The organism is Shimia aestuarii, assembly GCF_900114635.1.
In the GTDB taxonomy this organism is placed as follows: Bacteria; Pseudomonadota; Alphaproteobacteria; order Rhodobacterales; family Rhodobacteraceae; genus Shimia; species Shimia aestuarii.
Genome location: NZ_FOTQ01000001.1, coordinates 475,901 through 502,084 on the forward strand (window position 1 = coordinate 475,901; position 26,184 = coordinate 502,084).

Below are 26,184 nucleotides of genomic sequence, written 5' to 3' on the forward strand. Positions count from 1 at the left end.
AAAGACGTGGTAATGAGTGACAAGGACGCCAAATCGGTTATGGCGCAAAATCTCGAGGCCTGGGAACAGGTGGCGCCGATCCATGCGCGCCACAATCAGGATAACCTCTTGAAAGCCTTCTCTGATCCGGGCTTCACACTGCTCGATGACGTGGCCATCGGCGTGCTCAAAGCCTTGGAAGTCGCCGACAAGGATGTCGCGCAGGTCTGTTGCAACAACGGCCGGGAACTCATCTGTATCGAGCGCCTCGGCGCTGCGAACTGCGTCGGGTTTGACGGGGCGGAGGGCTTTGTTGAACAGGGGCGCGAACTGGCAAACGCAGCCGGCTCACAAGCCCGGTTCGTCTGTTGTGAAGCCCATGCGTTTCCACCCGAATACCACGGCACCTTTGACATCGTGCTGATCACCATCGGCGTTCTGTCGTGGATGCCCGACATCGATCGCTTCATGGCCAGCGTGACCCGGCTTTTGCGACCCGGCGGCGCGCTTTTCATCTACGAACACCATCCCATCCTCTTCATGTTCGAGCCCGGCCCGCCCAAGGGGCCAATCGTCTGGGAACTCTCCTATTTCGACAAATCCCCCTATCTGGAAAAGGACGGCCTCGATTACTATGGCGGCGAAAGCTACGACGCAAAGCCTGCCACATCCTTTTCGCACACCATGGCCGAGATCATCATGTCCGGTGTAAAATCCGGTCTTCGGGTTGAGGACTTCACCGAGTACCCCACCCATATCTCGAACACATGGTACAATCTGGAATCCGCGGAACTTGGCTTGCCAATGAGTTACACGCTGGTCTTTCGCGCCCCTGACCCTGCCCCGCCCCTTGTGTCGCGCCCCCGTGGCCCGTATCTAGACGCAAACGCAAACATCCCACTCTGGAGACACACATGCTCAAAGGTTTAGGCAATCTGGGCGACATGGCCAAGATGATGAAACAGGCCCAGGAAATGCAATCGAAGATGACCGAGATGCAGGAAGAACTGCACAGCATCATGGTCGTCGGCGAAAGCGGCGCCGGCCTGGTCAAGGCCACCGCCTCGGCCAAGGGCGAACTCAAGGCGCTCGACATTGACCCGTCGATCTTCAACGGCGACGACAAGGAAGTGGTCGAAGACCTGATCCTTGCCGCGATCAAGGACGCCCAGACCAAGGCGGCCGAGCGCTCGCAGCAGGAACTGAACAACATCGCCGAGAGCCTTGGCCTGCCCAAGGACATCAAGCTGCCGTTCTAAGGCTTGTGGCTCTTCATTTTGCCATAAATACTCAAAACGCCGACCTCGCATACCAATGCCGGGGTCGGCGGTGTGCAAAACAAGGGCCAGCAACATGACCCGTTCTGAAATAGACACGCTGATCGAGATGATGGCCAAGTTGCCCGGGCTTGGCCCACGCTCGGCGCGTCGCGCGGTGTTGCACCTGATCCGCAAGCGCGCTCTGTTGCTCACACCGCTTGCCGATGCCATGCAGCAGGTCGCCGTGACCGCCCGCGAATGCCTCAACTGCGGCAATGTCGGCACATCGGATATCTGTGATATCTGCGCTTCGGAAAAGCGCGCCACGGGTGAAATCTGCGTTGTCGAAGACGTGTCCGATCTCTGGGCGATGGAACGTGCCGGGGTGTTCAGGGGGCGCTATCACGTGCTGGGCGGCACCTTGTCGGCGCTTGAGGGCGTTGGCCCCGAAGACCTGTCGATCCCGCGCCTGATCGACCGCGTGGCCAGCGAATCCATCACCGAAGTCATCCTCGCCCTGAATGCCACGGTGGATGGCCAGACCACCGCCCACTACATCGCGGATCAGCTCGAGGGGCGCGTACGCCTGACCTCCCTGGCGCAGGGTGTGCCGGTGGGAGGCGAACTCGATTATCTCGACGAAGGCACGATCACTGCCGCACTGAACGCACGCAAACAACTCTGAACCGGAGGCGCTCCCGCCCTTTTGTCCGCGCATCAAAGATGCGCACCAAAACGTTGGGCGTGGCCGCGCCAGAGGCGCGGTTTTGGTATTTTTGGAAAAAGAAAGAAGAAAGGGCCGCTCCCCCCGGAACGGCCCAATTAGGGTCTTTTGACATTGCTCGCCCGCATTAGGGCTGCTTGTCTTCCTCGTCTTCGTCGTCACCGCCCGGCAGGTTGAAGAAGCTGTCCGCATCCGAGTAATCACCTTCGGTACGCGTGTCCTCATCGTCATCGTCGCCGCTCAGGCTGAACGTTTCCAACCCTTCGATCGCGGTCGGAATCTTGGGCTCGGCGTCCATACCCAACGACTGTTCGGTCGAGACCAGCTTACGGCGTTCGTCATCACTCATGACTTCGCCCTCTGCCGCTTTCTTGGCGGCCGCTTTCTGAACTGCGGCATCGAGTTCGGACTGTTTGCACAGGCCAAGCGCCACCGGGTCGATCGGCTGGATGTTGGCGATGTTCCAGTGCGTGCGTTCGCGGATCGCCTGGATGGTCGGTTTGGTCGTGCCAACCAGCTTGCCGATCTGACCGTCGCTCAGTTCCGGGTGGAACTTGACCAGCCACAAAATCGACGCGGGGCGGTCCTGACGCTTGGAGAGCGGCGTATAGCGCGGGCCGCGGCGTTTCTCTTCGCCCTGAGCAGCGGCGTTGAACTTGACCTTGAGCTTGTGAAGCGGGTTGGCTTCCGCGGCGTCGATGTCATCCTGTGTCAGCTGGTTGTTGGCGACCGGGTCGAACCCTTTCACGCCAGCGGCCACGTCACCATCGGCGATGCCCTGGATCTCAAGCTCGTGCATGCCCACGAAATCAGCGATCTGCTTGAAGCTGATCGTGGTGTTGTCCACCAGCCAAACGGCGGTGGCCTTGGGGTGCAGCAGTTTTGTCATATGCACTTCTCCTTCACACAAATCTTCCCCGTTGCCTGACCTTGCAGGCGGCATCTGGAACCAGATGCGGGTTTCCGTTGTCGGGGAACTTGAGGCCTATATAGTGGCACGACGAGAATAAGGAAAGAGTGAATGCGCGCCCTGTTTGTCCTGTTTTTCGCCTTGCTGAGCACTTCGCAAAGTCTTGCCGAGGGTGAACCGGCCGGTGACTTCGACTATTATGTACTGGCGCTCAGCTGGTCGCCCAACTGGTGCGCGATCGAGGGCGACGCCCGCAACTCGCCGCAGTGCGATGCCTCCGAAGACCACGGTTGGGTCTTGCATGGGCTCTGGCCACAATACCACCGGGGTTGGCCGTCCCACTGCCGCACGCCACACCGCAATCCCCCACGCAGCCTGACCAACGAGATGGCCGATATCATGGGCACATCAGGACTGGCCTGGTACCAGTGGAAGAAACACGGCCGCTGCTCGGGTCTTTCGGGTGAGGACTACTACGCCCTCTCACGACGCGCCTATAACGCAATCACGCGGCCCGCCGTGTTTCGCAAGCTCGACAAAACCATCCGCCTGCCTGCCTCGGTCGTCGAGGACGCCTTTCTCAAGGCCAATCCGCAGCTCGACAAGGACACGCTGACCATCACCTGTCGGGACGGCTATATCCAGGAGGCACGGGTCTGCCTGTCCAAGTCACTTGATCCCGTCCCCTGTGGCCGGGACGTGATCCGCGATTGCACACTCAAGGACGCGGTCTTCGCCCCGATCCGCTAGACCTTGTTGATCCGAAGGGCCCCGTCGCGCGCATCCGCGCATTTCTCAGCCGAGAAATCGGCGCTGCGCGCCTCCCAGTTCAACGCCTTGATCGCCTCACCGCTGCGGCGCATGTAAAAAGGCGTAAAGCCTAGGTAACCGCCCACACCATTGGCGGCATTCATTTCACCGCAATAGACACGATCGCCGTTGCTCAGGTCGGCGACAAAGATGTCGCGGAACCGGGCCGCGCCCGGATCTAGGGTCTGTTCAGCCAACACGTTCTTGGCCCAGAATATCTCTCTGGGTTCGACGGTGGCTTGCTTGGTGCTCACCGAAGTTGTGCTCATACAACCTGACAGCACGATCGCCGCAAGAATCAATAATCCGCGCATGGTTTGGTCTCCGTGATGTTCGTCGCCGACTTACATCACAGAATATTGGCGGAAATTCGGCACCGCCCAAAACCAGCATTCCCTTTCTTAGCGCAGGCGCGCCTCGACAACAGGATGGCAGGCGGCGCTGCCAAATCGCGCGGTCCCTTGGGCGATCAACTTGCCCACTGCGGCCAGCTCTTCTGCAGTCAACTGGTCAACATGCAGCTTTCGACCCGACAGAATCTTTTGCCGGATGTCTGACAGGACGATCTCGGGGTCGCGCGGCGCAATGGTTTGTCTCTTCCAGAAAGCCATCTGATATTTCCCCTGAATTGCGGAGACATGATACCACGCATAACGGCAAAACCAAAAAACCCGGCGCAAAGGCCGGGTTTTCAGGAGTTTTCAGCAAGGTGAAGCGCGCTTAGTGCAGCTTGGCTTCGACTTCCGCGATGCCTGCGTCGATGAGCTTGTTGCCGTCGGCTGCGGACATCTTCTTGGCGATCACGTCGCGTGCGGCGCCGATGGCAACCACGATGGCCTGATCACGCACTTCCTTGACGGCGCTGGCCTGGGCCGAGGCGATCTGATCTTCGGCAGCGGCCAGACGGCGCGCGATCGAGGCTTTCAGCTCTTCCTTGGCAAGCTCGGCTGCCGTGGCGGCTTCAGCCTTGGCGTGCTCGACGATCCGGTTCGCCTGTTCCTGAACTTCTTTTTGCTTGCGCTCATAGCTGGCCAGAACAGTCTGGGCCTCTTCGCGCAGCGAGCGGGCCTCGTCGAGTTCCGACTGGATGCCTTCGGCGCGCTTGTCCAGCATACCACCCAGCATCGAGGGGACCTTGAAGTAGAACAGGACCACGATGAAGAGAATGAACGCGAGCGTTACGATAAAGTTCGTGTTGTGCAGCGAAAAGAACGGCCCGCTTGCGGCAAATGCCGGGCCCGTTGCTGTCACGCCAGCGGCGGTCAGGGCGGCGAGTGTCAAAAGTTTGCGCATCTCTTTACCCTTTCATCCGGGCGTCAACGGCTGCGGTTACGTCCGCCTCGTCTGCGGCACCACCTAGGGCGGCGACCACTTCGACGGCGGTGGCGTTGGCCACTTCCTTGACGCTTTCCAACGCACCGGCACGGATCTCGGCAATTGCCTTCTCCGATTCAGCCGCCTTGGCAGAAATTTCCGCATCGGCCTTCGCTGTCGCGGCGTCCAGGTCGGCCTGGATCTCGGCTTTGGCTTCTGCCACGATGCGCTGCGCTTCTGCACGGGCATCGGCCAGGGCCTTGTTGTAAGCCTCTTCCGCTTCGATGGCCTTCGCCTTCAGCTCTTCAGCTGCGGCGATGTCATTCGTAATTGTCCCCTGGCGCTCGGCCAGAACCGCGGCGATGCGCGGCAGCGCAATGCGCGACAGGACGAAATAGATCACGATCAGCGTGATCAAGAGCCAGACAATCTGGTTGCCCCAGTTCGAGAAGTCGAGCTGCGGCATGCCGGGCGCCGACGCGGCGGCGTCTGCGGCGTGGCTAGTGGCTTCTGTTGTTGAAGATGCCATGTCGTCCTCCTGGGAACTTCCGTTAGATTACGGGCGGGGCGCTGTCAGACGCGCCCGCGCCCGCACGTAAGGATAAGTCCAGTCGGCTTAGACGGCGAACATCAGCAGCAGAGCAACCAGGAACGAGAAGATGCCCAGTGCTTCTGCGAATGCGATACCGATGAACAGGGTGGCGGTCTGCGAAGCAGCTGCCGAGGGGTTGCGCAGTGCGCCGGCCAGGTAGTTGCCTGCAACGTTACCAACACCGATAGCGGCTGCGCCGGAACCGATAGCTGCGAGACCTGCGCCGATGTGTGCGAGTTGACCTTCCATTGGTGTATCTCCTTACGATTGGAAGTTGGTATTCAGAGTTGAGAGTTTCGAACCTGTGTAGGGTGCGTGATGCCACGCACCGCTCTTAGTGCGACGGATGCAGTGCGTCCTTCAGGTACACACAGGTCAGAATGGTAAAGACGTAGGCCTGAATGAAGGCCACCAGGACCTCGAGACCGTACATCGCGGTGATCGCGATGACCGAAACCGGGCTGACCACGGCGATGGCGGCAAAACCCGCGAACACCTTGATCACCGCGTGGCCCGCCATGACGTTGCCAGCAAGACGAATGCTGTGGCTCACGGGGCGCACGAAGTAGGAAATCAGCTCGATGATGGCGAGGATCGGGCGCAGCGCCAGCGGTGCCGACGAAACCCAGAACAGGCCAAGGAAACCAACACCGTTCTTGACGAAACCCACGATGGTCACGGTCAGGAAAACCAGCAGCGCCAGAACAACGGTCACGGCGAAGTGCGAGGTGGTGGTAAAGGACATCGGGATCAGGCCAAGGAAGTTGGCGAACACGATGAACATGAACAGGGTCATGATGTAGGGGAAGAACTTGATGGCGTCTTTGCCGGCAACGTCCTCGACCATCTTGTAGATGAAGCCATAGGCCAGCTCGGCGATCGACTGCGAGCGGCTCGGGACAATGGCGCGGCTGCGCGTGCCCATGATCATCATCGCGATGATGCCCAGAACGGCGATTGCCATCCAGAGGGTCACGTTGGTGATGGTGAACAGGCCGATGTGATCGCCACCGAAAAGCGGCTTCACAATGAACTGATCCATCGGGTGGAAAACCAGACCGCCCTCTTCGGCGCCGTGTGCTTCGCTTGCCACGTCTTAGTCCCTCTCGTCTTTCGAGGCCGCTTCGGCCTCTTGTTCCTCTTGGATCTCTTTGGCGCTGCGCAGCATCGTCTTGATGCCTGCCGCGAGACCCATAAATGTAAACAGCACCATGAAGATGGGCAGGGTTCCCAGAAGGATATCCAGCCCGTATCCGATGCCGAAGCCGATCCCGAGACCGGCCACAAGCTCAATCACCATGCGCCATGCCAGGTTGGCCGCCGAATAGTGCTCGTCAACGCGGGGCTTCGGGTCCTGGGCTCGTCGAGCCGCCTCGATCCGCTCTTCCAGACGCTTCATGCTGTCTTTCTGATCCGGGTCGGTCACGCGCAAATTACCCCTTGCTGACGTTGGCGCATTGCTACGGCGCAGCACGCCCTGAGTCAATGCGCAACAAAACCCACCAGGCACGCTCTTTACCTGTTGTTTTTATTGGTTTTTATTTTATCCCCGACAGAACATGCGATTCCGTCGCAGGCGGTTTTACCGGGGTTTGCGCTCACATTCCTTATTCAACGATCTGGTTGAATTTGGCAGGGGCGTATTCTGGGGCAGATGAATCCTGCTTGCTTCCCCGCCCCTCATCGCGGCATCTCTCTCTTGGACGATCAGCTTGTCAGACGGTTCACGCGCGACCGGGACACCACGCTTGACCGCCCCGCCCCATCCGGTTACGCGAAACTGTGACCAATACAACCGCTCTTGATACCGTCTTTGCCGCTCTGGCCGATCCGACCCGGCGCGCGATCCTGTCTATGTTGCTCGAAGACGACATGGCCGTGACCGACGTGGCCGACCCCTTTGACATTTCACTGGCAGCAATTTCCAAGCACCTGATGATCCTGACACGTGCCGGTCTGATCTCTCAGGAAAAGCGTGGCCGGGTCAAATGGTGCAAGCTGGAACCGGACGCCCTGCGCGCGGCCAGCGTCTGGATGCAGGGTTTTGGCCAGTTCGAGCCGGTCAATCTCGATGCGTTCGAAAAATTTCTCGAACAGGAATTGCGCGATCCGCCCGAGGGATAACCACCCGCACAACAATCATGTCAGGCATGCTCGTTCCTGAGCAGCATCACCAGGGCCACAATGGTCATTGCCACCCCGACCAGCACCAGCATGTTCGGCGCCCCGTGTCCCAGCGCAATCTCCCACACCGCAACCCAGCTTGGCACGAGATAGGTATAGGCCATCACCTTGGCGCTCGGAAGTTGCAGTGTTGCAAACTGCAACAGCACAAATGTCGCCGCGCTGGCAAACAGCGCCAAATACACCACCGTGATCCAAACGATTCCCGGCAATCCCGCCCAGTCGGTCGCGCGAATGTCGCCCCAGCCATAAACCGTCAACACGAACAGCCCGGCCAGCAACATGCCAAAGGTGAACACCACCGGTGCCTCGCCCCGGTTCAGCTTGCGTACCATCGGCGTATAGGCCGCATGCGCCACGCAGCCCCAGAAATAGTAGATTTCCCCCTGCCCCACGCGAAACTGCAACAGCGCGTTCAGGTCGGCGCGAAAAATCACCCAGACCGCTCCGACCGCTCCGATGGCCAGTGCAATCGCCATGCGTTTCGTGGTGATCTGGCGCAGCAGGACCCAACCGAACCCGGCCGACATCAGGGGGGTCAAAGTGAACACCGCCGCCGTGCTGACCGGGGCGGCCGTCTTCAGGCCTTCGAACATCAATACGAAATAGGTGGCGAACAACCCGCCCAGCACCAGATAGCGCCACGGCGCCCGAAAGGCGCTCCGGGGGATGCCCTTGGACGCCCAGGCCAGCACCCCGATTACGACCGCTGCGATCAGGAACCGCACCGCGTTAAGCGCGGCAGGGGCGATCTCATTCGCCGCCAGCGATCCAAGGGAAAACGACCCGGCCACAAGCGCCGAGAAACACAACATGGCCAGATGACCGCGCGCAATCAGGCTCATACGGTACCGGGCCATTCTTTCGCGGCGGCCTTCAGGAATTTCAGGAATGCCTGGACCTTGGCGGTGCGATGCAGATCAACATGAGTGACAAGCCGTATGCGAATGGCCCAGTCATCCCGCGCCGGGTGCACCAGCTTCAGCTCAGGCAGCTGTTCCGCCGCCCAAAGCCCCATGAACCCCAACCCGACGCCGCCCCGGATTGCGGCTGCAATCGCACGGTCCGAATTGGTGCGGAACACGACATTATTGCGCGGGATATGCTCTTTCATCCACTGATTGAACGGGGCCCGGTTGTCGATATTGTCATGCCCGATGAACCTGTGCGCGGCCAAGTCTGCCTCGGTTTCCGGCAACCCATGTCGCTCGATGTAACTGTCGCTGGCAAACAGGCCGACCTTCATGCCGGTCAGCGCCTGTTCCACGTTGTCGGGCTGTTCGGGTTGCGACCCTGCCCGGATCGCCACATGCGCCTCACCATACTCAAGCCGGAACACCCGCTCATCCGTCAGAAACCGCACCATCAGATCCGGGTGCGCCACCTGGAACGCGGCCACCACCGGCGTGACCAACGCGGCAAGCCCGCCCAGCGACGTGATGACAAGTTCGCCCGAAACATCCGCGCCGCGCCCCTTGATCCGCCCTTCCAGGTGATTGAACTGATCGTCCGTGGCCTGCGCCACCCGCATCAGGTCTTCTCCGGCTTCGGTCGCGGTGTATCCGCGCGCATGGCGCTGGAACAGCTTGACCCCCAACCGGGTTTCCAAGGCATCAATGTGGCGAATAACCGTCGCGTGGTGCACGCCCAGCACCTCCGCCGCCCCGCTTACCGTACCTTGTCGTGCCACCTGAAATGCTGTCCGCACTTCGTCCCAATTGTCCATTCGCACGTCCCTCTTGATGAATTGTGCATTTTCCAACACGACATGCGCAATTATTCCAATTGTGTGTGAATTTGCAACTCCCCAAATGAGGACCAGAGCAAACACCACTCCAAGGAACCTGATCCATGACCACTCTTCTCCATATCGACGCCTCTGCACGCTTCGCAGATTCCGCTTCGCGCCAGGCATCGGCCCGTATCGTGGCCGAACAGAACGCCGACACCGTTATCCGCCGCGATCTTGCCGAGGGGGTTCCATTTCTGGACGAAACCTTTACCGTCGCGACCTTCACCCCGGCGGAAAACCGCACCCCTGAACAGGCCGCGGCGCTGGCCTTGTCCGACGAACTGGTGGCCGAGCTTCAGGCCGCAGACACGATCGTGATCGGCACCGCCATGTACAATTTCTCGCTCCCTGCGGTGCTCAAGGCATGGATCGATCAGATCGCCCGCGCTGGCGTCACCTTTGCCTATACCGAGGCCGGCCCCAAGGGCCTGCTGACGGGCAAGAAGGCCATTGTGACCATCGCGACCGGCGGTACGCCGCTTGGCTCCGACTTCGACCATGCCTCGAACTACCTTCGCTTCATCCTCGGGTTTGTCGGCATTACCGACGTGACCATCCTCGACAAGGAAGGTCAGACTCTCGACCAGATCGCCGCCTGATCCCCGCGCGCACCCAAGCGACCAAGGGCGCCCCACCGGGGCGCCCTTTTCGTGTTACACCCTGTAGGCGTAGTCCCCGTCCGGATCGCGTTCGATATCTGGAGGGAAGTTCGCGTGCTTGTCTGCATAGTAACGCGCCCTCTGATCCCCGTCCGACATCCTACCATAGGTCAGATACATCGCCCGTCGCGCCGCGTTCGTGTGGTTCGGCCCGGAACGGTGCGGCGCAAAACTGTCAAAGAAAAGCGCATCTCCCGGCTGCGCATAGCATGGCTCCCATGTTGCGCCCGCCACATGCGCTTCGTTCAGCGGCGCCCACATATCTCCCAAAAGACCCCTGTCATGATAGCCAGGCACAATCTCAAGCGCCCCGTTTTCCGCCGTCTGCGCATCAATCGCAACCAGTACCGAAATGTGCAGATCCCCGTAGGTATCCCACCCCGCCTGCATGTCCTGATGCGGCTCGAACCCTCCGGCGCCCGGTTTCTTGAAGTTGATCTTGTCCTTGAACAGAACCGCCTCTTCGCTGAACAACTGCCCGCAGGCACCCAGCAGGCGCGCATCCTCAACCAGCCCCGCAAGCCCCGCGTGATGGGGCGCAAAATTCTCGACCCGGTTCAGCAACCGGTCACCCTCGGCCGTGGTCTCGAAATACTTCCAGACATCCCCCACCCGGTCAGGCCGCACTTCGAGCTCCGCAACCCAGTCGGTGATCCGTGCAACCTCATCGCCGGAAAACAGCCCCGGCACATAAAGGTATCCCTGCGCCCGGAACGCCCGCACCTGTGCCTCGTTCAGCCTATAAGGTTCCGCCATTGCTCTCCCCTGTGTCACTCACGTCAAAAGAACACCACCAACCGAAATCACTCCACCCATTCCGGTTCTACACCGATCTGTTCGAAGAACCGCATAACGTCGCCCCGGGACATCGCGATTGTACGATCATTGACCAACGGATGCATATAGACCCGATCCACCTCGTGAAACGCGCTGTCCATAAAGAAACGCACGCCTTTTTCCACCCCGTTTATCATCGCCAGCGGCGTGACCGCGCCGGGCCGCACGCCCAAAACCTCAAACAGCCGGTCCGCCGACCCGAAAGACAGGTTGCCCACCCCCAACGCCGCCCCCAGCGCCTTGAGATCAATCTCGCGATCCTGCTCCAGCGTGACAAGGTAATTGCGTTTCTTCTTGTCACGCAGGTACAGGTTCTTGATCCGAAGCGCCTGTTCTCCGGGCACCGTCATTGCCGCCTCGACCGACTTGGCATCCTCAACCGTGCGCAGCGGCGGGTGTTCGTGCAGTTCGAAGGGTAATTCCCACGCCGTCAGCCGCTCCAAAAGAGCATCCGAGCTGATGGGCAACGCGTCTTCCGTCTTCAATGGTGCCTCCATCGTCCAACTCCATGGCCAAGCTTTTGCGCCTTTCTGCCCGCTCCCCCATGGCGACACAAGCCGTCCCACGACAAAACCCTGTGCGCGCCCAAGACCCGCTGCTAGACTGGCGCAATGTCTGACACCCCCCTGTCCCAGCCCCTCACCCTGCCCTGCGGCGCGACCCTCTCCAACCGGTTTGGCAAAAGCGCCATGACCGAGGCCATGGCCGACAAGCGCGACGCCCCGACACAAAAGCACACCACGCTTTACCGGCGCTGGGCGCGCGGCGCGATGGGGCTGCAGATCACCGGCAACGTGATGATCGACCGCCGCTTCCTTGAACGCCCCGGCAATGTCGTGGTCGAGGATGAACGCGATCTGGCCGCGCTAAGCACATGGGCCGCGGCTGCAAAATCCGAAGCAACACAGGTCTGGGTCCAGATCAGCCATCCGGGGCGGCAATGTCCCATGGTGGTCAACGCCCGCCCGCTTTCGCCTTCGGAGGAAAAACTGAAAATGCTTGGCCTGTTTGCCAAGCCCCGCGCCATGAGTGCCGACGACATCACCGACGCGATCCGCCGCTACGCCGAAACCGCGCGCATCCTCCAAAAGGCCGGGTTCGACGGGGTGCAGGTACATGGCGCGCATGGCTATCTCGTGAGCCAGTTTCTCTCGCCCATCACCAATCGACGCAGCGACGATTGGGGCGGCAGCCTTGAAAACCGCGCCCGCTTCCTGCGCGAGATCATCGCCGCGGTCCGTGCCGCGGTCGGCCCCACCTTCCCGATCGGCGTCAAGCTCAACTCGGCGGATTTCCAGAAAGGCGGCTTTACGCTTGAAGAGTGCAAACAGGTCGCCCGCTGGTTACAGGAAGACGGCATCGACCTTTTGGAAATCTCCGGCGGCACCTATGAGGAAATGAGCTTTGCCACCGCCACCCCCGAAGCCCCGCAGCGCGACAGCACCAAGGCGCGCGAGGCGTTCTTTCTCGACTATGCCCGCAAGATCCGCGCCGAAGTCACGCTGCCCCTCATGGTCACCGGCGGCTTTCGCAGCCGCGCCGCGATGGAACAGGCCCTGACCGAAGACGGCATCGACATGATCGGACTGGCCCGACCACTCTGTGTTCATCCGGACGGCGCGACGGACCTGATCTCGGGCAAGACCGCACAGATTGGCATCAACGAAGATGACCTGACCCTTGGACGCGGCGCGTGGGGGATCAACGCAAAGAACTGGCTGATCAACCTCGTGAACACCGTGGCGCGCGTGGAATATTACGTCTGGCAGATGGATCGCATGGCCGCCGGGAAAGAGCCTTCGCCCCGCACCAGCAAAAGCGCGCTCATGCTGATGCTGGGCTATCTTGGCAAAAGCACGCTGCGCGCCCTGCGCCGCAAACCCTATGCTCGGGCATCAAACCCCAACAGCGCTTGACTCTGCCCCCCTCCCGTCCTAAACGGCGCAGCAACTCCGGGAGTCTGTCAAGCTTCCGGTCCCATGGCCTTTGGCCGGGATCGCCCCCCGTCAGCGCGTCGCGCCCACGGGGGACATTGGCGTTTGAGCGGTTCGTGCTTAAGTTCGGGCCAAGTTGGAAACGGTGAGAAGGAGCCGGTGAGCGATGTTTGAAAATCTAAGCGAACGCCTGTCCGGTGTCTTTGACCGCCTGACCAAACAGGGCGCGCTCTCCGAAGACGACGTCAAAACCGCCCTGCGCGAGGTGCGCGTTGCCCTCTTGGAGGCCGACGTCTCGCTCCCCGTTGCGCGCGACTTCGTCAAAGCGGTTCAGGAAAAGGCCACCGGCCAGGCCGTGACCAAATCGGTCACGCCGGGTCAGCAGGTCGTCAAGATCGTGCATGACGAACTCAAGCATGTTCTTCAGGGCGACAACGAGGAGCCCGGCGAACTCAAGATCGACAACCCGCCCGCACCGATCCTGATGGTCGGCCTGCAGGGCTCGGGTAAAACCACCACCACCGGCAAGCTCGCCAAGCGCCTGACCGACAAGAACGGCAAGCGCGTGCTGATGGCCAGCCTCGACATCTACCGCCCCGCCGCCATGCAACAGCTCGCCGTACTGGGTCAGCAGATCGGCGTAGACACCCTGCCCATCGTACCCGGCGAAACCGCCGTCCAGATCGCCAAGCGCGCCAAGCAACAGGCGACCTTGGGCGGGTATGACGTCTACATGCTCGACACCGCCGGTCGTTTGCAGATCGACGAAGTCCTCATGAAAGAGGTCGAAGACGTACGCGACGCGGTCAACCCGCGCGAAACGCTGCTCGTCGTCGATGGTCTCACCGGTCAGGTTGCCGTCGAGGTGGCCGAGGAATTCGACGGCAAGATCGGCATCTCCGGCGTCGTGCTGACCCGGATGGACGGCGACGGCCGCGGCGGCGCCGCGCTCTCGATGCGCGCTGTCACTGGCAAGCCGATCAAATTCGTCGGTCTGGGCGAAAAGATGGACGCGCTCGAAACGTTTGAGCCCGACCGGATCGCAGGCCGTATCCTTGGCATGGGCGACATCGTTGCCCTTGTCGAAAAGGCACAGGAAACCATCGAGGCCGAACAGGCCGAGCGCATGATGAAACGGTTCCAGAAGGGCCGCTTCAACATGAACGACATGAAAATGCAGCTCGAACAGATGCAGAAGATGGGCGGCATGGAAGGCCTGATGGGCATGATGCCCGGCATGGCGAAAATGGCCAAGAACGTGCAGGACGCGGGCTTTGACGACAAGATGATCGTGCGCCAGATCGCCATGATCCAGTCGATGACCAAGATGGAACGCGCCAACCCCCAGATCCTTCAGGCCTCCCGCAAAAAGCGCATCGCCAAAGGCTCCGGCATGGAGGTTTCCGACCTCAACAAGCTCTTGAAGATGCAGCGCCAGATGTCGGACATGATGAAGAAGATGGGCAAGATGGGCAAAGGCAAGATGCTCAAGTCCGCACTTGGCGAGATGTTCGGCAAAGGCGGCCCCAGCCCCGAGGAAATGGCCGCCGGCATGGACCCGAAACAGATGGAAGCCGCAGCCAAGGCCCTTGGCGGCAAGGGCGGCTTGCCCGGCGGTCTGCCCGGTCTGGGCGGCATGGGCGGCCTGCCCCCCGGTCTCTCCGGCTTTGGGAAGAAAAAGTAAGTGACCGTCGCCTCGGTCATAACCACGCCGCGTCTGCGGCTGCGCCGGCCCGAGCCTTCGGACCTGCCGGCATACACGGCCTATTACATGGGGCCGCGCAGCCATTTTGTACGTGGTCCTTATACCAAGGCGCAGTGTTTCGAAAAATTCGCCACCGTTCTCGGTCATTGGCAAATCCGCCGCTTTGGTCGTTACACCATCACGCTTGAGGATCGCCCGATCGGCCATGTCGGCCCGTTGATGATCGAAGGGGACAAAGCCCCCGAACTCACGTGGACCCTCTGGGACGGCGCCGAGGAAGGCAACGGGTACGCAACCGAAGCCGCCGCCGCCGTGCGCGACCACCTCCTTGGCGAAGCAGGCTGGACCCTGCTGGAAATCCTCGTTCAGCCCGACAATGCCGCGTCGCTCGCCGTGGCCCGCAAGCTTGGCGCCGTGCTGACCGATCAGGACGCACCCGACTGGTATCCCGGTTGCCTGACGTTCCACCTGACTACGGAGCCGATGCAATGACCGTCACCTCATTCTCGATTCCCACGCTGGAAACCGAACGGCTGATCCTGCGCGCGCTTTGCGAAGACGACATCGCCTTTGAAAAAGCTTTCCTCGCCAGCGACGACGCCCGCTTTGTCGGCGGCCCGATGCCCCCGCACCGTGCGTGGCGTTCGATGGCGATGATGATCGGCCACTGGGCCCTGCGCGGCTTTGGCTTCTGGGCGCTCGAAGAAAAGAAAACCGGGCAATACATGGGCCGCGTCGGCCTTTGGTACCCTGACGGCTGGCTCGAACGTGAAATCGGCTGGACGCTGATGCCGCACGCATGGGGCAAAGGCTTTGCCACCGAAGCTGCGCTGGCATCGCGCGCGCATGCCTATGACGTGCTTGGCTGGGACACGGCAATTTCGCAGATCGCCCCCGAAAACGAAGGCTCCAAGGCCGTGGCGCGACGGCTTGGCGCGTCTTTCGAAAAACACCACGAAGACCCGGAATACGGAACGATCGAGATCTGGCGCCACCTTGGCCCGGACGCTCTGGTCAACGGCGGAATGGAGGCGTACGCATAATGGCAACCAAGAACATCCCCGTCCTTGAAACAAAGCGTCTGGTCTTGCGCGGCCCCGAGGCCGAGGACTACGCCGCCTTCAAGGCCACCTTCGCCTCCTACCGCTCCCGCTTCATGGGCGGCCCTCTGAACCCTTATGAAACCTGGATGCTCTATGCCGCCGAAATCGGCCACTGGAACATTCGCGGCTATGGCATGTGGATGATCCACGACAAGGTGACGGATGAAACCTATGGCATGGCCGGTGGCTGGAAACCCGCCGCATGGCCCGAGGCCGAACTGGCCTGGATCATCTGGCCCGACAAGGCCGGTCAGGGTTATGCGCTCGAAGCCACCCATGCGGCGCGCAAGTACTTCTATAACCAGCTCGGCTGGGAGGGCGCGGTGTCCTATCTCGACCCCAAGAACCTCGACTCGATCCGCCTCGCCGAACGGCTTGGCGCGGTCAAGGACAAGGAGGCCCCCTCGGTCGATGGCAACGACGTGGTCTATCGCCACCCCTCTGCCGCCAAGTTGGCGGACAGCCAGATCAACCACGGCATCGAAATGGAAATCAGCCACTATGCCGACCCGATGTTCAAACCGAAAGGATACGCCCTTGACTGACGCCGTGACCCGCGCCGCCGAGGTGCTCAAGGAACATCGTGAAAGCATCGACCGTCTGGACGCGATCCTCGTCTACACGCTGGGCGAGCGTTTCAAGCACACGCAGGCTGTCGGGAAACTGAAAGCCGAACACGACCTTCCCCCGTCCGATCCCAACCGCGAAGCGGCCCAGATCGCGCGGCTCGAAGCATTGGCGCAAGAGGCCGATCTCGACCCCGAATTCGCCAAGAAGTTTCTGAACTTCATCATCGCTGAAGTCATTCAGCACCACAAACAACACCAAACGTAGGGTGCGTGCACTGCACGCACCGCACACCAAATCGCACCATCGGTGCACTGCCATTCAAAGGAGAAACCCCATGGCTATGAAAATTCGTCTCGCCCGCGGCGGCTCGAAAAAACGTCCCTTCTACCGCGTTGTCGCGGCCGACAGCCGCATGCCGCGCGATGGCCGTTTCATTGAGAAACTGGGCACCTACAACCCGCTCCTGCCCAAAGACAGCGAAGAGCGCGTGAAACTGGACATGGAACGCGTTCAGTACTGGCTCGACCAGGGCGCCCAGCCGACCGACCGTGTGGCCCGCTTCCTTGAAGCCTCTGGCACCCTGACCAAGACCGAGCGCAACAACCCCAAGAAGGGTGAGCCCGGCCAGAAAGCCAAGGACCGCGCTGAAGAGAAAGCCGCCAAGGCAGCAGCAGCGACCGAAGAAGCCGCCGCCGAGGAATAAGAAGGACATTCCCGGAAATGACCGACTTCTCGCAGCATTTCCGGGACGATCTTTCCCGGTTAATGACGTGGCGCCGCGACGTGCGCCACTTCCGCACCGATCCGGTGGACGAGGCACTCCTGACGGAGTGCCTCGACGCGTTTCTGCTGGCCCCCTCGGTGGGGCTGAGTGAGCCCTGGCGTGTGATCCGCGTCGAAAGCGACGCGGCACGCACCGCCGCGCTCGACAATTTTTGCACCGCCAATGCCACCGCCCTCAGGGGCTATTCCGGTGAAAAGGCCGCGCTCTATGCCGGACTGAAGCTCACCGGCATGGAAAACGCTCCGGTGCAGCTTGCCATCTTTTGCGATGAAACCACCCCCAAGGGCGCTGGCCTCGGCGCTGCCACCATGCCCGAAACCCGCCGCTACTCGGTCGTGGGGGCCATCACCCAATTCTGGCTTCTGGCGCGCGCCCATGGGCTGGGCGTCGGCTGGGTCTCGATTCTCGACCCTGACCGCCTGAGCCGCGATCTTGACGCACCGGAAGAGTGGTCCCTGGTCGCCTATCTTTGCGTCGGCTGGCCCGAGGTCCATTCCGACACGCCGGAACTGGTGCAGGTCGGCTGGGAAGCGCGCCGCGCCGCCCTCCCAGTGACCACCCGCTGACCCTTTCATCTTGCCAGAAATACTCATTTGCCCCGCCCGCCCCTTGCACACCGCCAGCGGATCAAGGACAAATGACCTCGCGAATTCCGGGAGACATGAGATGACGGAACTGGTCTGTGTCGGCGCCATTTCGGGCGCCTATGGCGTGCGCGGCGAAGTCCGCCTCAAGAGCTTCACCGCCGAGGCCGAGGCAATCGTCGATTATGCGCCCCTGCAAACCGAAGACGGCGCTTTTGCCTTTGATGTCACCCTGACCCGCCCGATCAAGAACGGGCTGGCCGTACGACTCTCGGGCATCGCCACCAAGGAACAGGCCGACGCGCTCAAGGGCGTGCGCCTTTTCGTGCCGCGCGATCGTCTGCCGAGCCTGCCGGATGACGAGTATTACTACGCCGATCTCGTAGGGCTCGAAGTGCGCGACACCGGCGGCACCGTGCTGGGCCGCGTGAAGTCGGTGCAGAACCACGGCTCGACCGACCTTCTGGAAATCCACGGCCCCGGATTGAATTCCACCGTGCTCCTGCCCTTCACCCATGCCGCCGTGCCAACCGTAGACATCGCCTCGGGCCGTATCATCGCAGACCCGCCCGAGGGCCTGTTCTGAACATGGGGCCGGGCCGTTTCACGCCCCTTGGCATCGCGCTTTTCGCGCTCCCGCTTTATGGCGGCCCGGTCCTCGCCGGTCTGAGCCATGGCTCGCCCGCAACCTTCCCGGCCTTTGTGGCCGCCTTCCTTTTCTACATCGTCGCGACGCGCAAACTGCCCCTCAAGTCACCACAGGACGGTCTCGCCCTGTTTTTCATGGCGCTGGTGCAGTGCGTGCTGGTCGCGGCCTGCATGGGCCTCGGTCTTGCGCTCTCGCGCCTCACCGGACCGCTAGCCATTCCCCTGCCCGTGCCGGTTCTCCTCACCGTTGGCGCCAGCCTCTGGGGCGCATGGCGCTATTGCAACGCCTCCGAAATAGACGCCACGCTCGATCAGGCCCTGAAGGCCATCGAGTCCCCCGGCACCTTTCTGAACGCCTCGGACGACGCCCTCACCGACGAGATCGCCGCCCTTCTTGACCCGGTCGAAGCCCTGCCCGCAACGCCCGACGCCCTTCGCGACATCGAAGAAACCTGCGCCGCCCACCCTGCCCCGATCGACCTTGCCGACGCCCTCCTGCAACGCACCGATCACAGCGACGCCTACCTGCTTCTGGCCCTGCGCCTCTATGCCCGCCCGGAAGTGGCCTCGGGCCTTCTGTCCACGGCCGATATCGGCGATCTGCTCGACGAGGCCGCCGACGTCGCCACGCCGAATATCGCCCGCGCTGCGCTTGAACTTGAAACCCGCTTTCCGGGCTATTTCAGCGACGAGACCCGTGCCGAACTGGCCAAGGTGGCGGAATGAAGCAAATCCTCGTCCACGCAGGATTTCACAAGACCGGCACCACCAGCGTGCAGAAAATGCTGGTGCACAACCGCAAGACGCTGCGCCGCAAGCTCCAGATTTTCACCCGCCGCAACATGGTCGGCCCCTGCGAGGCCGCCCGTGCCTACTCGATCCGTCGCACCGAGGCCGACCTTCTCGCCTTCTGCTCCGAACTTGCCGCCAGCTTTGCCAAGATCGACCCCACCGATCCCCGCGCCGTCCTGATCAGCTCCGAAGACCTCTCGGGCCACATGCCCGGCCGCTTTGGTCTGACCCGCTATGACGCCGCCCCCGCGCTGATGCGCGCGCTCTGCGACACGGCGCAACAGGCGTTTGACGCGCCCTTTTCCATCAGCTTCTTCTTCACAACCCGCGCGCCCGAGGCGTGGCTGCGTTCCTGTCACGCCCAACACCTGCGCGCAATCCGCATGACCGATGATCTCGACAGCTACGCCGCCCACTACGCCGCCTCTGCCGATCTTGATGCCATCGTCCAAGCCGTGTGCAGCGCCGTCACGCCGCACCGGGTTCTAAGCGCCCCCCTCGAAGATCTCACCGATGATCCGCTCGGGCCGCTGGGCATCCTGTTTGACACGCTCAACATCCCCGCGCGCCTGCGCCAACAGCTCGATATCCTGCCCCCGGCCAACCTCTCGCCCCCCGATGCGCTCTTGGCCGACTATCTCGCCACCAACCGCTCCGACCTTGATGATGCCACCGTGGCGCAAACCAAGATCGCCGCCCGGCGCGCATGGCTCAACGCGGACAAAACCCCGTGACCCGCCCCCTCATCCTGCACGCCGGGTTCCACAAGACCGGCACATCCAGCCTGCAACAGACGCTCAAGGCCAATCGGGGCGCGATCAAGACCCATTGCAACCTCGTCCTGAAATTCCGCCTCAAGGAATTGCTGCACGCCACTCGAGGCTACTCGACTTGGCGCGATCCCCTGTCGCTGGCCAAATTTGCCCACCGCGCCGACACATGGCTGGCGGATCAGCCCGACTACATGCATCGCGGCCTCATCGCCTCGGCCGAAGAATTCGCAGGCCACATGCCCGGACGCGAAGGCCTCGACGATTATGGCGCCGCGCTGGACCTTCTCCCGGAACTCGTTGCCGCCTTTCATCGCCGCTACACCGCGCCCGACCTGCATGTGGTCTTCACCACCCGCAACGCAGAAAGCTGGCTCACCAGTGCCTATTGGGAGCACGTGAAATCCTCTTCCATGACGATGGACCTTCCCGAGTTCCAGACCCGCTATGCCAAGGCCGCCCATTTCACACCGCTGCTTGATCAGCTGGCGGAAAAAATCGCCCCGGTCCCGCTGCACCGCATCGCGCTTGAGGACTGGCGCTATCATCCGCTCGGCCTCGCCGCACCGCTTTTGTCCCTTGTCGGCATGGACGGCGAAACCCAGGCCGCGCTCACCCAGATTCCCCCGGTAAACACTCGGCTACCGGACGCGCTTTTGCAGGAATTGCTGGACCTCAACCGCAATATCAGCGACAGGGAGACCCGCAAGACGGCCAAGCAGCGCTTGATTGCAGCCTACGAACAGCAAACCGGACAGACCCCGTGAGCGATACGCCCAAAACTCCCAAGTCGCATGGCCGCAAGGCCATTTCCGTTTCGCTGAAACCACGCGAATTGATGACCCACAATCCCCGCCTCGCCGGGATCTGGACCGCGCGGATCATCACCCTCTTTCCTGATGCCTTCCCCGGCGTGCTGGGCGAAAGCCTGACCGGCAAGGCGCTCAAGGACGGCAAGTGGCAGCTTGAAACGACCGACCTGCGCCATTTCGGCGTTGGCAAGCACCGCAATGTCGACGACACGCCCGCGGGTGGCGGCGCGGGCATGGTGCTGCGCCCGGACGTACTGGGCAACGCCATTGAACACGCCATGCAGGGCGCGCGCGGTGTGTGGCCGCTCGTGTATCTCTCGCCCCGTGGTCGCCGCTTCGATCAGAAAATGGCCCGCGCCTGGAGCGAAGCGGACGGAGTGACAATGCTTTGCGGACGGTTCGAAGGGGTCGATCAACGGGTGCTGGATCACTATGGCATCATGGAAGTGTCGCTCGGGGACTTCGTGCTGACGGGGGGTGAAATCGCCGCACAGGCCATGATCGACGCCACGGTGCGGCTTTTGCCTTCGGTGCTTGGCAATGCCGAAAGCATCGAGGATGAAAGCCATTCCAACGGCCTTCTGGAACACCCGCAATACACCCGCCCTGCGGAATGGAAGGGCCGCGCCATACCCGATGTGCTGATGTCTGGGCATCACGGCAACATCGAAAAATGGCGGCGCGAGATGGCCGAAGCGTTGACCCGCGACCGCCGCCCCGACATGTGGCGGGCCTATCGCAAAGACGGCAAAGATTGACAGGCCAGACATGAGTTGCAGAATTGCGGGGCTCGCTGCGCGCATCCTGTGCGTAGCCGCGCCTCGAAAGGAAGCATCCCATGTTCTATGGCAACTTCGAAGGCGAGAACAAAGCCCGTTTTCAAGAGGCTCTGAAAACTCTCGGCGAACTCTGCGGGCCGATGTTTGCCGGCGACAACCTGATCGGCCTGCAACGCGCCGCCGGATTTCGCGAGGACAAACGGTTCCTCGACGCTCTCCGCCGCAACGCGGAATCGAACCAGGACCTCTCGATTGCGTGGCGTATTCACACCCTGGTCTGGGCCGCACGCCGTGCGCTGCACCTGCCCGGGGATTTCGTCGAATGTGGTGTCTGGAAAGGGTTCAGCTCTTCGGTGATTGCCGACTACCTCGCGTTCGAAACGGTCGACAAACAACTGTACCTCTATGACACGTTTTCGGGGATCCCTTCGGAACTGAACTCCGAAAACCGTTCGAACGAAATCTATGAAAAAGAAACCGGGAACGACCCCGATGCCCTTTACAAACACGTCATCCGCCGGTTTTCCAGATACCCGAACGTCCGCGTCGTGCGGGGCATCGTCCCCGACACCTTCAAGACCGAATGCCCGGATCAGATTTCCCTGCTGCTGATCGACATGAACTCCGCCGCCTCGGAAATCGCGGCGCTTGATGCGCTTTTTGACAAGGTGGTTTCCGGGGGACTGATCATATTCGACGACTACGGATGGACCGGATACGCGGCTCAGCGCCATGCCGAAAACGCATTCATGGAAGCGCGCCAACACAGCATTCTCGAAATCCCGACGGGCCAGGGTCTTGTGATCAAACAATAGGCGCTGCCAATTTCCTTTTGCAGTCACCCGTGCTTTGGTGGTTTACTCCGCCCAAGCACACGTAACTAGGGAGATTTGGGCAGTGGCTGGAAAATTTGAACTCTACACCGACAAGGCGGGTGAATTCCGCTTCCGCCTCAAGGCAGGCAACGGCGAAATCATCCTCGCCAGCGAAGGCTACAAACAGAAAGCCAGCGCCGAGAACGGCATCGCGTCGGTCCAGAAGAACGCCCCCGAGGACGCGCGCTATGAGCGCAAGGAAACCAAGTCGGGCAAGCATATGTTCAACCTCAAGGCCACCAACGGCCAGGTGATCGGCACCTCGGAAAGCTACGAAAGCACTTCGGGCCGTGACAATGGCATCGAGTCCGTCAAGAAAAACGCGCCCGATGCGCGCATCGAAGACCTGACCTGATCAGAAGACAGGATGCCGGGCCACTTCCAAAGCGGTCCGGCGTCCCCTTGAATGACCTAAAGCGCGGCGCCTCCAATCCCGCGCACGCCTTGCGCCTGCAGATCGGCGACAAGCTTCACGCGATCCACCTCCTGCACCGACAGCCCGTCCCGCAAGGCCAGCGCCGCCGCCGTGCCCGTGGCCTGCCCCATGGCCATGCATTGCGGCATCCCCCGCACGGAGGCAAAGGCGACCGGGTCCGCGCAGATGATCCGCCCCGCAAACATCAGGTTCCCTATGTCGCGCGGCACCAGCGACCGGAACGGGATGGTGTAATAGGCCCCCTGCCCGACGATCGCGTCATGGGTCATCCGCGCCCCCCGCATGACATCGTCCACCGGGTTATCGCAGCAGACAATCCCGTCCTCGAACTGCGTAGCCGCCGCAAGGTCTGCTCCGGTGACGCGGTACATCCCCTCCAGTCGGCGCGTCTCGCGCACACCGACAGTGGGACCAAGATACATCATCCGCGCAGCCTCGAACCCCGGCAAATCCGCGCGTAGGAATTCCGCCAGTTGCCTGCAGCGCCGCCGCCCTTCCTGCGTCGCCGCCGCCACGGCGCGCGCATCGGTCCCGTCCACGCCCCGGATCACCACCGAATTGCAAAACACCGTGTCACGATGGAAACCTTTCATCATGTAGAGCTGTGCGAGGTCCGGGTGCAGGCGCCCTTGCGCAATGCCCATGGCCGCGTAGCGCGTGAAATAGGGATCGTCCTCGGCAAACACCCGGTCCCAGTCGGCCCCCACCATATGAAAACTCAGCGTCACCCCCATCAGGTTGCCGCTGTCATCTCCCAGCGTATAGGGCACCCCGGCCCGCGCCGACAGATCACCATCCCCGGAACAGTCGATGACAACGCCAACCTCGATCAGATGTGCCCCGTGCCTATCGAATACCTCGACGGCCTCCACCCGGTTGCCCGCCATACGCGGGGCCAGCGCGGTGGTATTGAGATGCACCCGCACCCCCGCCTCTTCGAGCATTTCAAACATGGTCAGGGTGGCCAGATCGTGATCGTAGAGGATTTCCGGCCCGAAATTCGCCAGGGTACAAGCCCGCTTTTCCGCCGCTGCCGGCGTCATCGCAAACAGCCGCCCGGCAAGTTCCTCCATGAGGCCGCCAATGATCCTGTCGTTGGGATAGGCCGCGCCCCACGGCATCCCCGGACAAAAGGCCATCACCCCGCCCACCTTGCCCGAGGCTTCGATCAGGCAGACATCCAGCCCCTGCCGCGCGGCCGCCACCGCCGCACCGAACCCGGCGGTGCCACCGCCCACGACCAGCACATCCGCTGTCCACGCGCGTTCAGACATGCGGCTCCCTCCTGTTCACCCCATTTCGCAATGGATATTTGAAACCATTGAGAAACAGGATGCACGTCTGTCCTGCGTGGTCCAGAAAAACCGCGTCTCAGGAGGCGCCTACGATCCACTGTCCGAAGCCTTCCGGCGAGCCACGGAACACGTTGATGTCCACCTCGCCCTCGATCCCGGGAATGAGGCCGGTGCCGGTATATTGCCAGAACGTCCAGTAGGCGCCGGGATAGACCTTTTGCGGGTGCCCTGCCACCGAGCGCAACCAGAACTCGGTCCGACTCAATTTGCCGATATTCGTGTCGCGCCAGAAATCCACCGTCGTGTAGAGAACCGGACGTCGTCCGTAATGCGCCTCTAGCATATTGAGAAACACCCGCGCCTCCGACCAGACCTCACGTTCCGAGGGGCGCCGTTTGCAGGTGCGCGAGCGTGGGTTCCATTCCATGTCGAGCACATGCGGCAGATCGGCACCCTTTGGAACGTGTTTGATGAACCAGCGCGCCTGCTCCTCGGGTTTTCGGCAGAAATAGTAGTAGTGATACGCGCCCCAGGGCACCCCGGCGGCCTTGGCCCCGCGCATGTGTTCACGGAATTTCGGGTCAGCGACGTCGCCGCCCTCGGTGGCCTTGATAAAGGCAAAACTCACCCCTGATCTCTTGGCCTTCTTCCAGTCGATCGCCCCCTGCCAGCGCGAAATGTCGATGCCGTGGATCGGATAGCTGGTCGGCGCGCGCCCGTCCCATTCATGCGGATCGACATCCGCGAATCGGGGATAGGTGCGGAATTGTTCGACCGGGTAAGAGGCCACCACGGGCGTGGCCTTGTGCGGCGGCGGTTCCGGTGCCCGGCGTCCACACGCCGTCAGGGTCACAGCCAGAAAACACAGAAACAAACCAATACGCATGAAAACTCTCTTGTGCCAAACACCCGAAAACAAGCCCGCGCAATCCCGGACCCTGCCCTCCATAGACTCCTTCACCCCCCTATTTTGCAACCACCGGATGTCCGCCTCGCGGAAAATTGCGCGGAATCCGGCGCGTGGCATGAATTTCGCCGCCCAAACCGACTCCGCCCTTGATCGCAGGGCGCAAACTGCTTAAACGACCCCCTGTTCGGAATCGCTTTCGCGGCTCCGGGCGTTTTGGCTATTGCAGGCATCGCCTTTCGGGCTTCTTCGTCCGATCCCGGCGTGCAGGATGCCAGGCGAACAAGAAAAGACGACCTGACCTCTGGCGGGCGCATCCATGCGGACCCGGAAGAAGACCAAGAGCTCTGAGGCGCATACATCTTCGTGGACCAAACCACGAGCAAGTTAGGAGAAGGTCAGATGGATCTGATCGCACAAATCGAGGCGGAACAAATTGCCGCCTTGGGGAAAGACATCCCCGATTTCAAAGCTGGCGACACCATTCGCGTCGGCTTCAAGGTGACCGAAGGTACGCGCACCCGTGTGCAGAACTACGAAGGCGTCTGCATCAGCCGTAAAAACGGTTCAGGCATTGCCGGTTCGTTCACCGTTCGCAAGATTTCCTTTGGCGAAGGCGTGGAGCGTGTGTTCCCGCTGCACTCGACCAACATCGACAGCATCACCGTCGTGCGTCGTGGCCGTGTCCGTCGCGCCAAGCTGTACTACCTGCGCGCGCGTCGTGGTAAATCGGCCCGTATCGCGGAAGATACCAACTACAAGCCCAAGCAAGCGTAAGGAGTGGTCTCATGAAAAAAGACACCCATCCCGACTACCACTTCATCGACGTCAAAATGACCGACGGCACCATCATCAAGATGCGCTCGACCTACGGCAACGAAGGCGACACGCTGGCTCTGGACGTTGACCCCTCCGTGCACCCCGCATGGAACGGCGGCAGCACCCGCCTGATGGACGCCGGCGGCCGCGTTTCGAAGTTCAAAAAGAAATACGAAGGTCTGGGCTTCTAAGCTTACGCCAGTTTCGATTTCGCAAACGCCGCTCCCTCGGGGGCGGCGTTTTTCTTTCCCCCAAAGCCCCGCGCGTTGTCCCTGCATTCTCCTTTGCGATTCCACCAACCCGTGCCACTC

At 61.5% G+C, this 26,184-nt stretch carries 37 protein-coding genes; 23 read left to right on the plus strand and 14 right to left on the minus strand.

Translation table 11 applies throughout. The annotated features are described in order from the left end of the window. Positions 1-12: 12 nt before the first annotated feature. The 3 genes from BMZ35_RS02375 (at position 13) to recR (ending at position 1,923) form a co-directional block, all read left to right on the plus strand. Complete coding sequence (locus BMZ35_RS02375; RefSeq protein WP_093090526.1) at positions 13-909, plus strand: class I SAM-dependent methyltransferase; 897 nt, start codon at positions 13-15, stop codon at positions 907-909. Beyond that, positions 894-1,238: a YbaB/EbfC family nucleoid-associated protein gene (locus BMZ35_RS02380; protein WP_093090528.1), complete on the plus strand. Its 345-nt coding sequence runs from the start codon at positions 894-896 to the stop codon at positions 1,236-1,238. Before BMZ35_RS02375 ends, BMZ35_RS02380 begins: the two co-directional genes overlap by 16 nt. A gap of 94 nt (positions 1,239-1,332) precedes the next feature. Next, positions 1,333-1,923, plus strand: coding sequence for a recombination mediator RecR (gene recR / locus BMZ35_RS02385; protein WP_093092487.1), 591 nt, complete (start codon positions 1,333-1,335; stop codon positions 1,921-1,923). Between the two features lie 166 nt (positions 1,924-2,089). Here the strand turns inward: recR and BMZ35_RS02390 are convergent, their stop codons facing one another. Then, positions 2,090-2,851: a DUF1013 domain-containing protein gene (locus tag BMZ35_RS02390; RefSeq protein WP_093090530.1), complete on the minus strand. Its 762-nt coding sequence runs from the start codon at positions 2,849-2,851 to the stop codon at positions 2,090-2,092. A gap of 132 nt (positions 2,852-2,983) precedes the next feature. Here BMZ35_RS02390 and BMZ35_RS02395 point away from each other — a divergent pair, with 132 nt between their 5' ends. Beyond that, complete coding sequence (locus BMZ35_RS02395; protein ID WP_093090532.1) at positions 2,984-3,622, plus strand: ribonuclease T2 family protein; 639 nt, start codon at positions 2,984-2,986, stop codon at positions 3,620-3,622. Here the strand turns inward: BMZ35_RS02395 and BMZ35_RS02400 are convergent. The 7 genes from BMZ35_RS02400 to BMZ35_RS02430 form a co-directional block, all read right to left on the minus strand. Continuing rightward, positions 3,619-3,996: a hypothetical protein gene (locus tag BMZ35_RS02400; protein ID WP_093090534.1), complete on the minus strand. Its 378-nt coding sequence runs from the start codon at positions 3,994-3,996 to the stop codon at positions 3,619-3,621. The genes BMZ35_RS02395 and BMZ35_RS02400 overlap by 4 nt on opposite strands. Positions 3,997-4,083: 87 nt before the next feature. After that, positions 4,084-4,293, minus strand: coding sequence for a hypothetical protein (locus tag BMZ35_RS02405; RefSeq protein WP_131814312.1), 210 nt, complete (start codon positions 4,291-4,293; stop codon positions 4,084-4,086). 109 nt (positions 4,294-4,402) lie between these two features. Next, complete coding sequence (locus tag BMZ35_RS02410; protein ID WP_093090538.1) at positions 4,403-4,975, minus strand: F0F1 ATP synthase subunit B; 573 nt, start codon at positions 4,973-4,975, stop codon at positions 4,403-4,405. 4 nt (positions 4,976-4,979) lie between these two features. Further along, on the minus strand, positions 4,980-5,525 hold the full coding sequence (locus BMZ35_RS02415) for a F0F1 ATP synthase subunit B' (RefSeq protein ID WP_093090540.1): 546 nt from the start codon (positions 5,523-5,525) through the stop codon (positions 4,980-4,982). Positions 5,526-5,612: 87 nt separating this feature from the next. Then, positions 5,613-5,837, minus strand: a complete 225-nt coding sequence (locus BMZ35_RS02420) for a F0F1 ATP synthase subunit C (RefSeq protein WP_022572950.1) — start codon at positions 5,835-5,837, stop codon at positions 5,613-5,615. A gap of 85 nt (positions 5,838-5,922) precedes the next feature. After that, complete coding sequence (locus BMZ35_RS02425) at positions 5,923-6,630, minus strand: F0F1 ATP synthase subunit A (protein WP_207502920.1); 708 nt, start codon at positions 6,628-6,630, stop codon at positions 5,923-5,925. Positions 6,631-6,684: 54 nt separating this feature from the next. After that, on the minus strand, positions 6,685-7,014 hold the full coding sequence (locus BMZ35_RS02430; protein WP_093092489.1) for an AtpZ/AtpI family protein: 330 nt from the start codon (positions 7,012-7,014) through the stop codon (positions 6,685-6,687). A 356-nt stretch (positions 7,015-7,370) separates the two neighbouring features. On the opposite strand from BMZ35_RS02430, the gene BMZ35_RS02435 reads away from it, so the two are divergent. Then, a complete protein-coding gene (locus tag BMZ35_RS02435; RefSeq protein WP_093090544.1) occupies positions 7,371-7,712 on the plus strand; it encodes an ArsR/SmtB family transcription factor in 342 nt (113 codons plus the stop codon). Positions 7,713-7,732: 20 nt separating this feature from the next. Here BMZ35_RS02435 and BMZ35_RS02440 read toward each other — a convergent pair whose 3' ends face one another. Further along, on the minus strand, positions 7,733-8,617 hold the full coding sequence (locus BMZ35_RS02440; RefSeq protein WP_093090546.1) for a DMT family transporter: 885 nt from the start codon (positions 8,615-8,617) through the stop codon (positions 7,733-7,735). Then, a complete protein-coding gene (locus BMZ35_RS02445) occupies positions 8,614-9,498 on the minus strand; it encodes a LysR family transcriptional regulator (protein ID WP_093090548.1) in 885 nt (294 codons plus the stop codon). The genes BMZ35_RS02440 and BMZ35_RS02445 overlap by 4 nt, the downstream gene beginning before the upstream one ends. A 125-nt stretch (positions 9,499-9,623) precedes the next feature. Between BMZ35_RS02445 and BMZ35_RS02450 the strand changes: the two genes are divergently transcribed. Beyond that, positions 9,624-10,163: an FMN-dependent NADH-azoreductase gene (locus tag BMZ35_RS02450; protein ID WP_093090550.1), complete on the plus strand. Its 540-nt coding sequence runs from the start codon at positions 9,624-9,626 to the stop codon at positions 10,161-10,163. 54 nt (positions 10,164-10,217) lie between these two features. On the opposite strand, the gene BMZ35_RS02455 is transcribed toward BMZ35_RS02450, so the two are convergent. After that, entirely contained in the window at positions 10,218-10,979 is a 762-nt protein-coding gene (locus BMZ35_RS02455; RefSeq protein ID WP_093090552.1) for a phytanoyl-CoA dioxygenase family protein, read from the minus strand. Between the two features lie 47 nt (positions 10,980-11,026). Next, positions 11,027-11,557: a prolyl-tRNA synthetase associated domain-containing protein gene (locus BMZ35_RS02460; RefSeq protein ID WP_093090554.1), complete on the minus strand. Its 531-nt coding sequence runs from the start codon at positions 11,555-11,557 to the stop codon at positions 11,027-11,029. A gap of 114 nt (positions 11,558-11,671) precedes the next feature. Between BMZ35_RS02460 and BMZ35_RS02465 the strand changes: the two genes are divergently transcribed. The 15 genes from BMZ35_RS02465 (at position 11,672) to BMZ35_RS02535 (ending at position 22,771) form a co-directional block, all read left to right on the plus strand. Then, positions 11,672-12,976, plus strand: a complete 1,305-nt coding sequence (locus BMZ35_RS02465; protein WP_093090556.1) for an NADH:flavin oxidoreductase/NADH oxidase family protein — start codon at positions 11,672-11,674, stop codon at positions 12,974-12,976. Between the two features lie 184 nt (positions 12,977-13,160). Then, the gene (gene ffh / locus BMZ35_RS02470) at positions 13,161-14,678 is read left to right on the plus strand and encodes a signal recognition particle protein (protein ID WP_093090558.1); all 1,518 of its coding nucleotides are present in this window, start codon (positions 13,161-13,163) and stop codon (positions 14,676-14,678) included. Next, a complete protein-coding gene (locus tag BMZ35_RS02475) occupies positions 14,679-15,191 on the plus strand; it encodes a GNAT family N-acetyltransferase (protein WP_093090560.1) in 513 nt (170 codons plus the stop codon). After that, entirely contained in the window at positions 15,188-15,742 is a 555-nt protein-coding gene (locus tag BMZ35_RS02480) for a GNAT family N-acetyltransferase (protein WP_093090562.1), read from the plus strand. The genes BMZ35_RS02475 and BMZ35_RS02480 overlap by 4 nt, the downstream gene beginning before the upstream one ends. Next, positions 15,742-16,347, plus strand: coding sequence for a GNAT family N-acetyltransferase (locus BMZ35_RS02485; RefSeq protein WP_093090564.1), 606 nt, complete (start codon positions 15,742-15,744; stop codon positions 16,345-16,347). The genes BMZ35_RS02480 and BMZ35_RS02485 overlap by 1 nt, the downstream gene beginning before the upstream one ends. Further along, positions 16,340-16,636 carry a chorismate mutase gene (locus BMZ35_RS02490; RefSeq protein ID WP_093090566.1) on the plus strand — a complete coding sequence of 99 codons (297 nt, stop codon included), beginning with the start codon at positions 16,340-16,342 and terminating at the stop codon, positions 16,634-16,636. The genes BMZ35_RS02485 and BMZ35_RS02490 overlap by 8 nt, the downstream gene beginning before the upstream one ends. Positions 16,637-16,706: 70 nt before the next feature. Next, positions 16,707-17,075 (plus strand): 30S ribosomal protein S16, encoded by a 369-nt coding sequence (gene rpsP / locus BMZ35_RS02495; RefSeq protein ID WP_093090568.1) that lies wholly within the window; start codon positions 16,707-16,709, stop codon positions 17,073-17,075. Between the two features lie 17 nt (positions 17,076-17,092). Then, positions 17,093-17,722, plus strand: a complete 630-nt coding sequence (gene bluB / locus BMZ35_RS02500; RefSeq protein WP_093090570.1) for a 5,6-dimethylbenzimidazole synthase — start codon at positions 17,093-17,095, stop codon at positions 17,720-17,722. 100 nt (positions 17,723-17,822) lie between these two features. Continuing rightward, entirely contained in the window at positions 17,823-18,326 is a 504-nt protein-coding gene (gene rimM / locus BMZ35_RS02505) for a ribosome maturation factor RimM (RefSeq protein WP_093090572.1), read from the plus strand. Between the two features lie 2 nt (positions 18,327-18,328). Then, entirely contained in the window at positions 18,329-19,114 is a 786-nt protein-coding gene (locus tag BMZ35_RS02510) for a hypothetical protein (protein WP_093090574.1), read from the plus strand. Then, positions 19,111-19,914 (plus strand): hypothetical protein, encoded by an 804-nt coding sequence (locus tag BMZ35_RS02515; protein WP_093090576.1) that lies wholly within the window; start codon positions 19,111-19,113, stop codon positions 19,912-19,914. Before BMZ35_RS02510 ends, BMZ35_RS02515 begins: the two co-directional genes overlap by 4 nt. Then, positions 19,911-20,717, plus strand: coding sequence for a sulfotransferase (locus BMZ35_RS02520; protein ID WP_093090578.1), 807 nt, complete (start codon positions 19,911-19,913; stop codon positions 20,715-20,717). The genes BMZ35_RS02515 and BMZ35_RS02520 overlap by 4 nt, the downstream gene beginning before the upstream one ends. Further along, positions 20,714-21,520, plus strand: a complete 807-nt coding sequence (gene trmD / locus BMZ35_RS02525; protein ID WP_242654677.1) for a tRNA (guanosine(37)-N1)-methyltransferase TrmD — start codon at positions 20,714-20,716, stop codon at positions 21,518-21,520. Before BMZ35_RS02520 ends, trmD begins: the two co-directional genes overlap by 4 nt. Before the next feature lie 80 nt (positions 21,521-21,600). Continuing rightward, positions 21,601-22,356, plus strand: a complete 756-nt coding sequence (locus tag BMZ35_RS02530) for a TylF/MycF/NovP-related O-methyltransferase (protein ID WP_093090580.1) — start codon at positions 21,601-21,603, stop codon at positions 22,354-22,356. Positions 22,357-22,438: 82 nt separating this feature from the next. Then, on the plus strand, positions 22,439-22,771 hold the full coding sequence (locus tag BMZ35_RS02535; RefSeq protein WP_093090582.1) for a YegP family protein: 333 nt from the start codon (positions 22,439-22,441) through the stop codon (positions 22,769-22,771). 56 nt (positions 22,772-22,827) lie between these two features. Here BMZ35_RS02535 and BMZ35_RS02540 read toward each other — a convergent pair whose 3' ends face one another. Together BMZ35_RS02540 and BMZ35_RS02545 are read right to left on the minus strand one after the other, a co-directional pair. Continuing rightward, complete coding sequence (locus BMZ35_RS02540; protein ID WP_093090584.1) at positions 22,828-24,126, minus strand: FAD-dependent oxidoreductase; 1,299 nt, start codon at positions 24,124-24,126, stop codon at positions 22,828-22,830. Between the two features lie 97 nt (positions 24,127-24,223). Further along, complete coding sequence (locus BMZ35_RS02545; RefSeq protein WP_093090586.1) at positions 24,224-25,033, minus strand: glycoside hydrolase family 25 protein; 810 nt, start codon at positions 25,031-25,033, stop codon at positions 24,224-24,226. A 423-nt stretch (positions 25,034-25,456) separates the two neighbouring features. On the opposite strand from BMZ35_RS02545, the gene rplS reads away from it, so the two are divergent. Both rplS and rpmE read left to right on the plus strand, forming a co-directional pair. After that, on the plus strand, positions 25,457-25,831 hold the full coding sequence (rplS, locus tag BMZ35_RS02550) for a 50S ribosomal protein L19 (protein WP_093090588.1): 375 nt from the start codon (positions 25,457-25,459) through the stop codon (positions 25,829-25,831). 11 nt (positions 25,832-25,842) lie between these two features. Then, positions 25,843-26,064 carry a 50S ribosomal protein L31 gene (rpmE, locus tag BMZ35_RS02555; RefSeq protein ID WP_093090590.1) on the plus strand — a complete coding sequence of 74 codons (222 nt, stop codon included), beginning with the start codon at positions 25,843-25,845 and terminating at the stop codon, positions 26,062-26,064. The last annotated feature ends 120 nt before the right edge of the window (positions 26,065-26,184 follow it).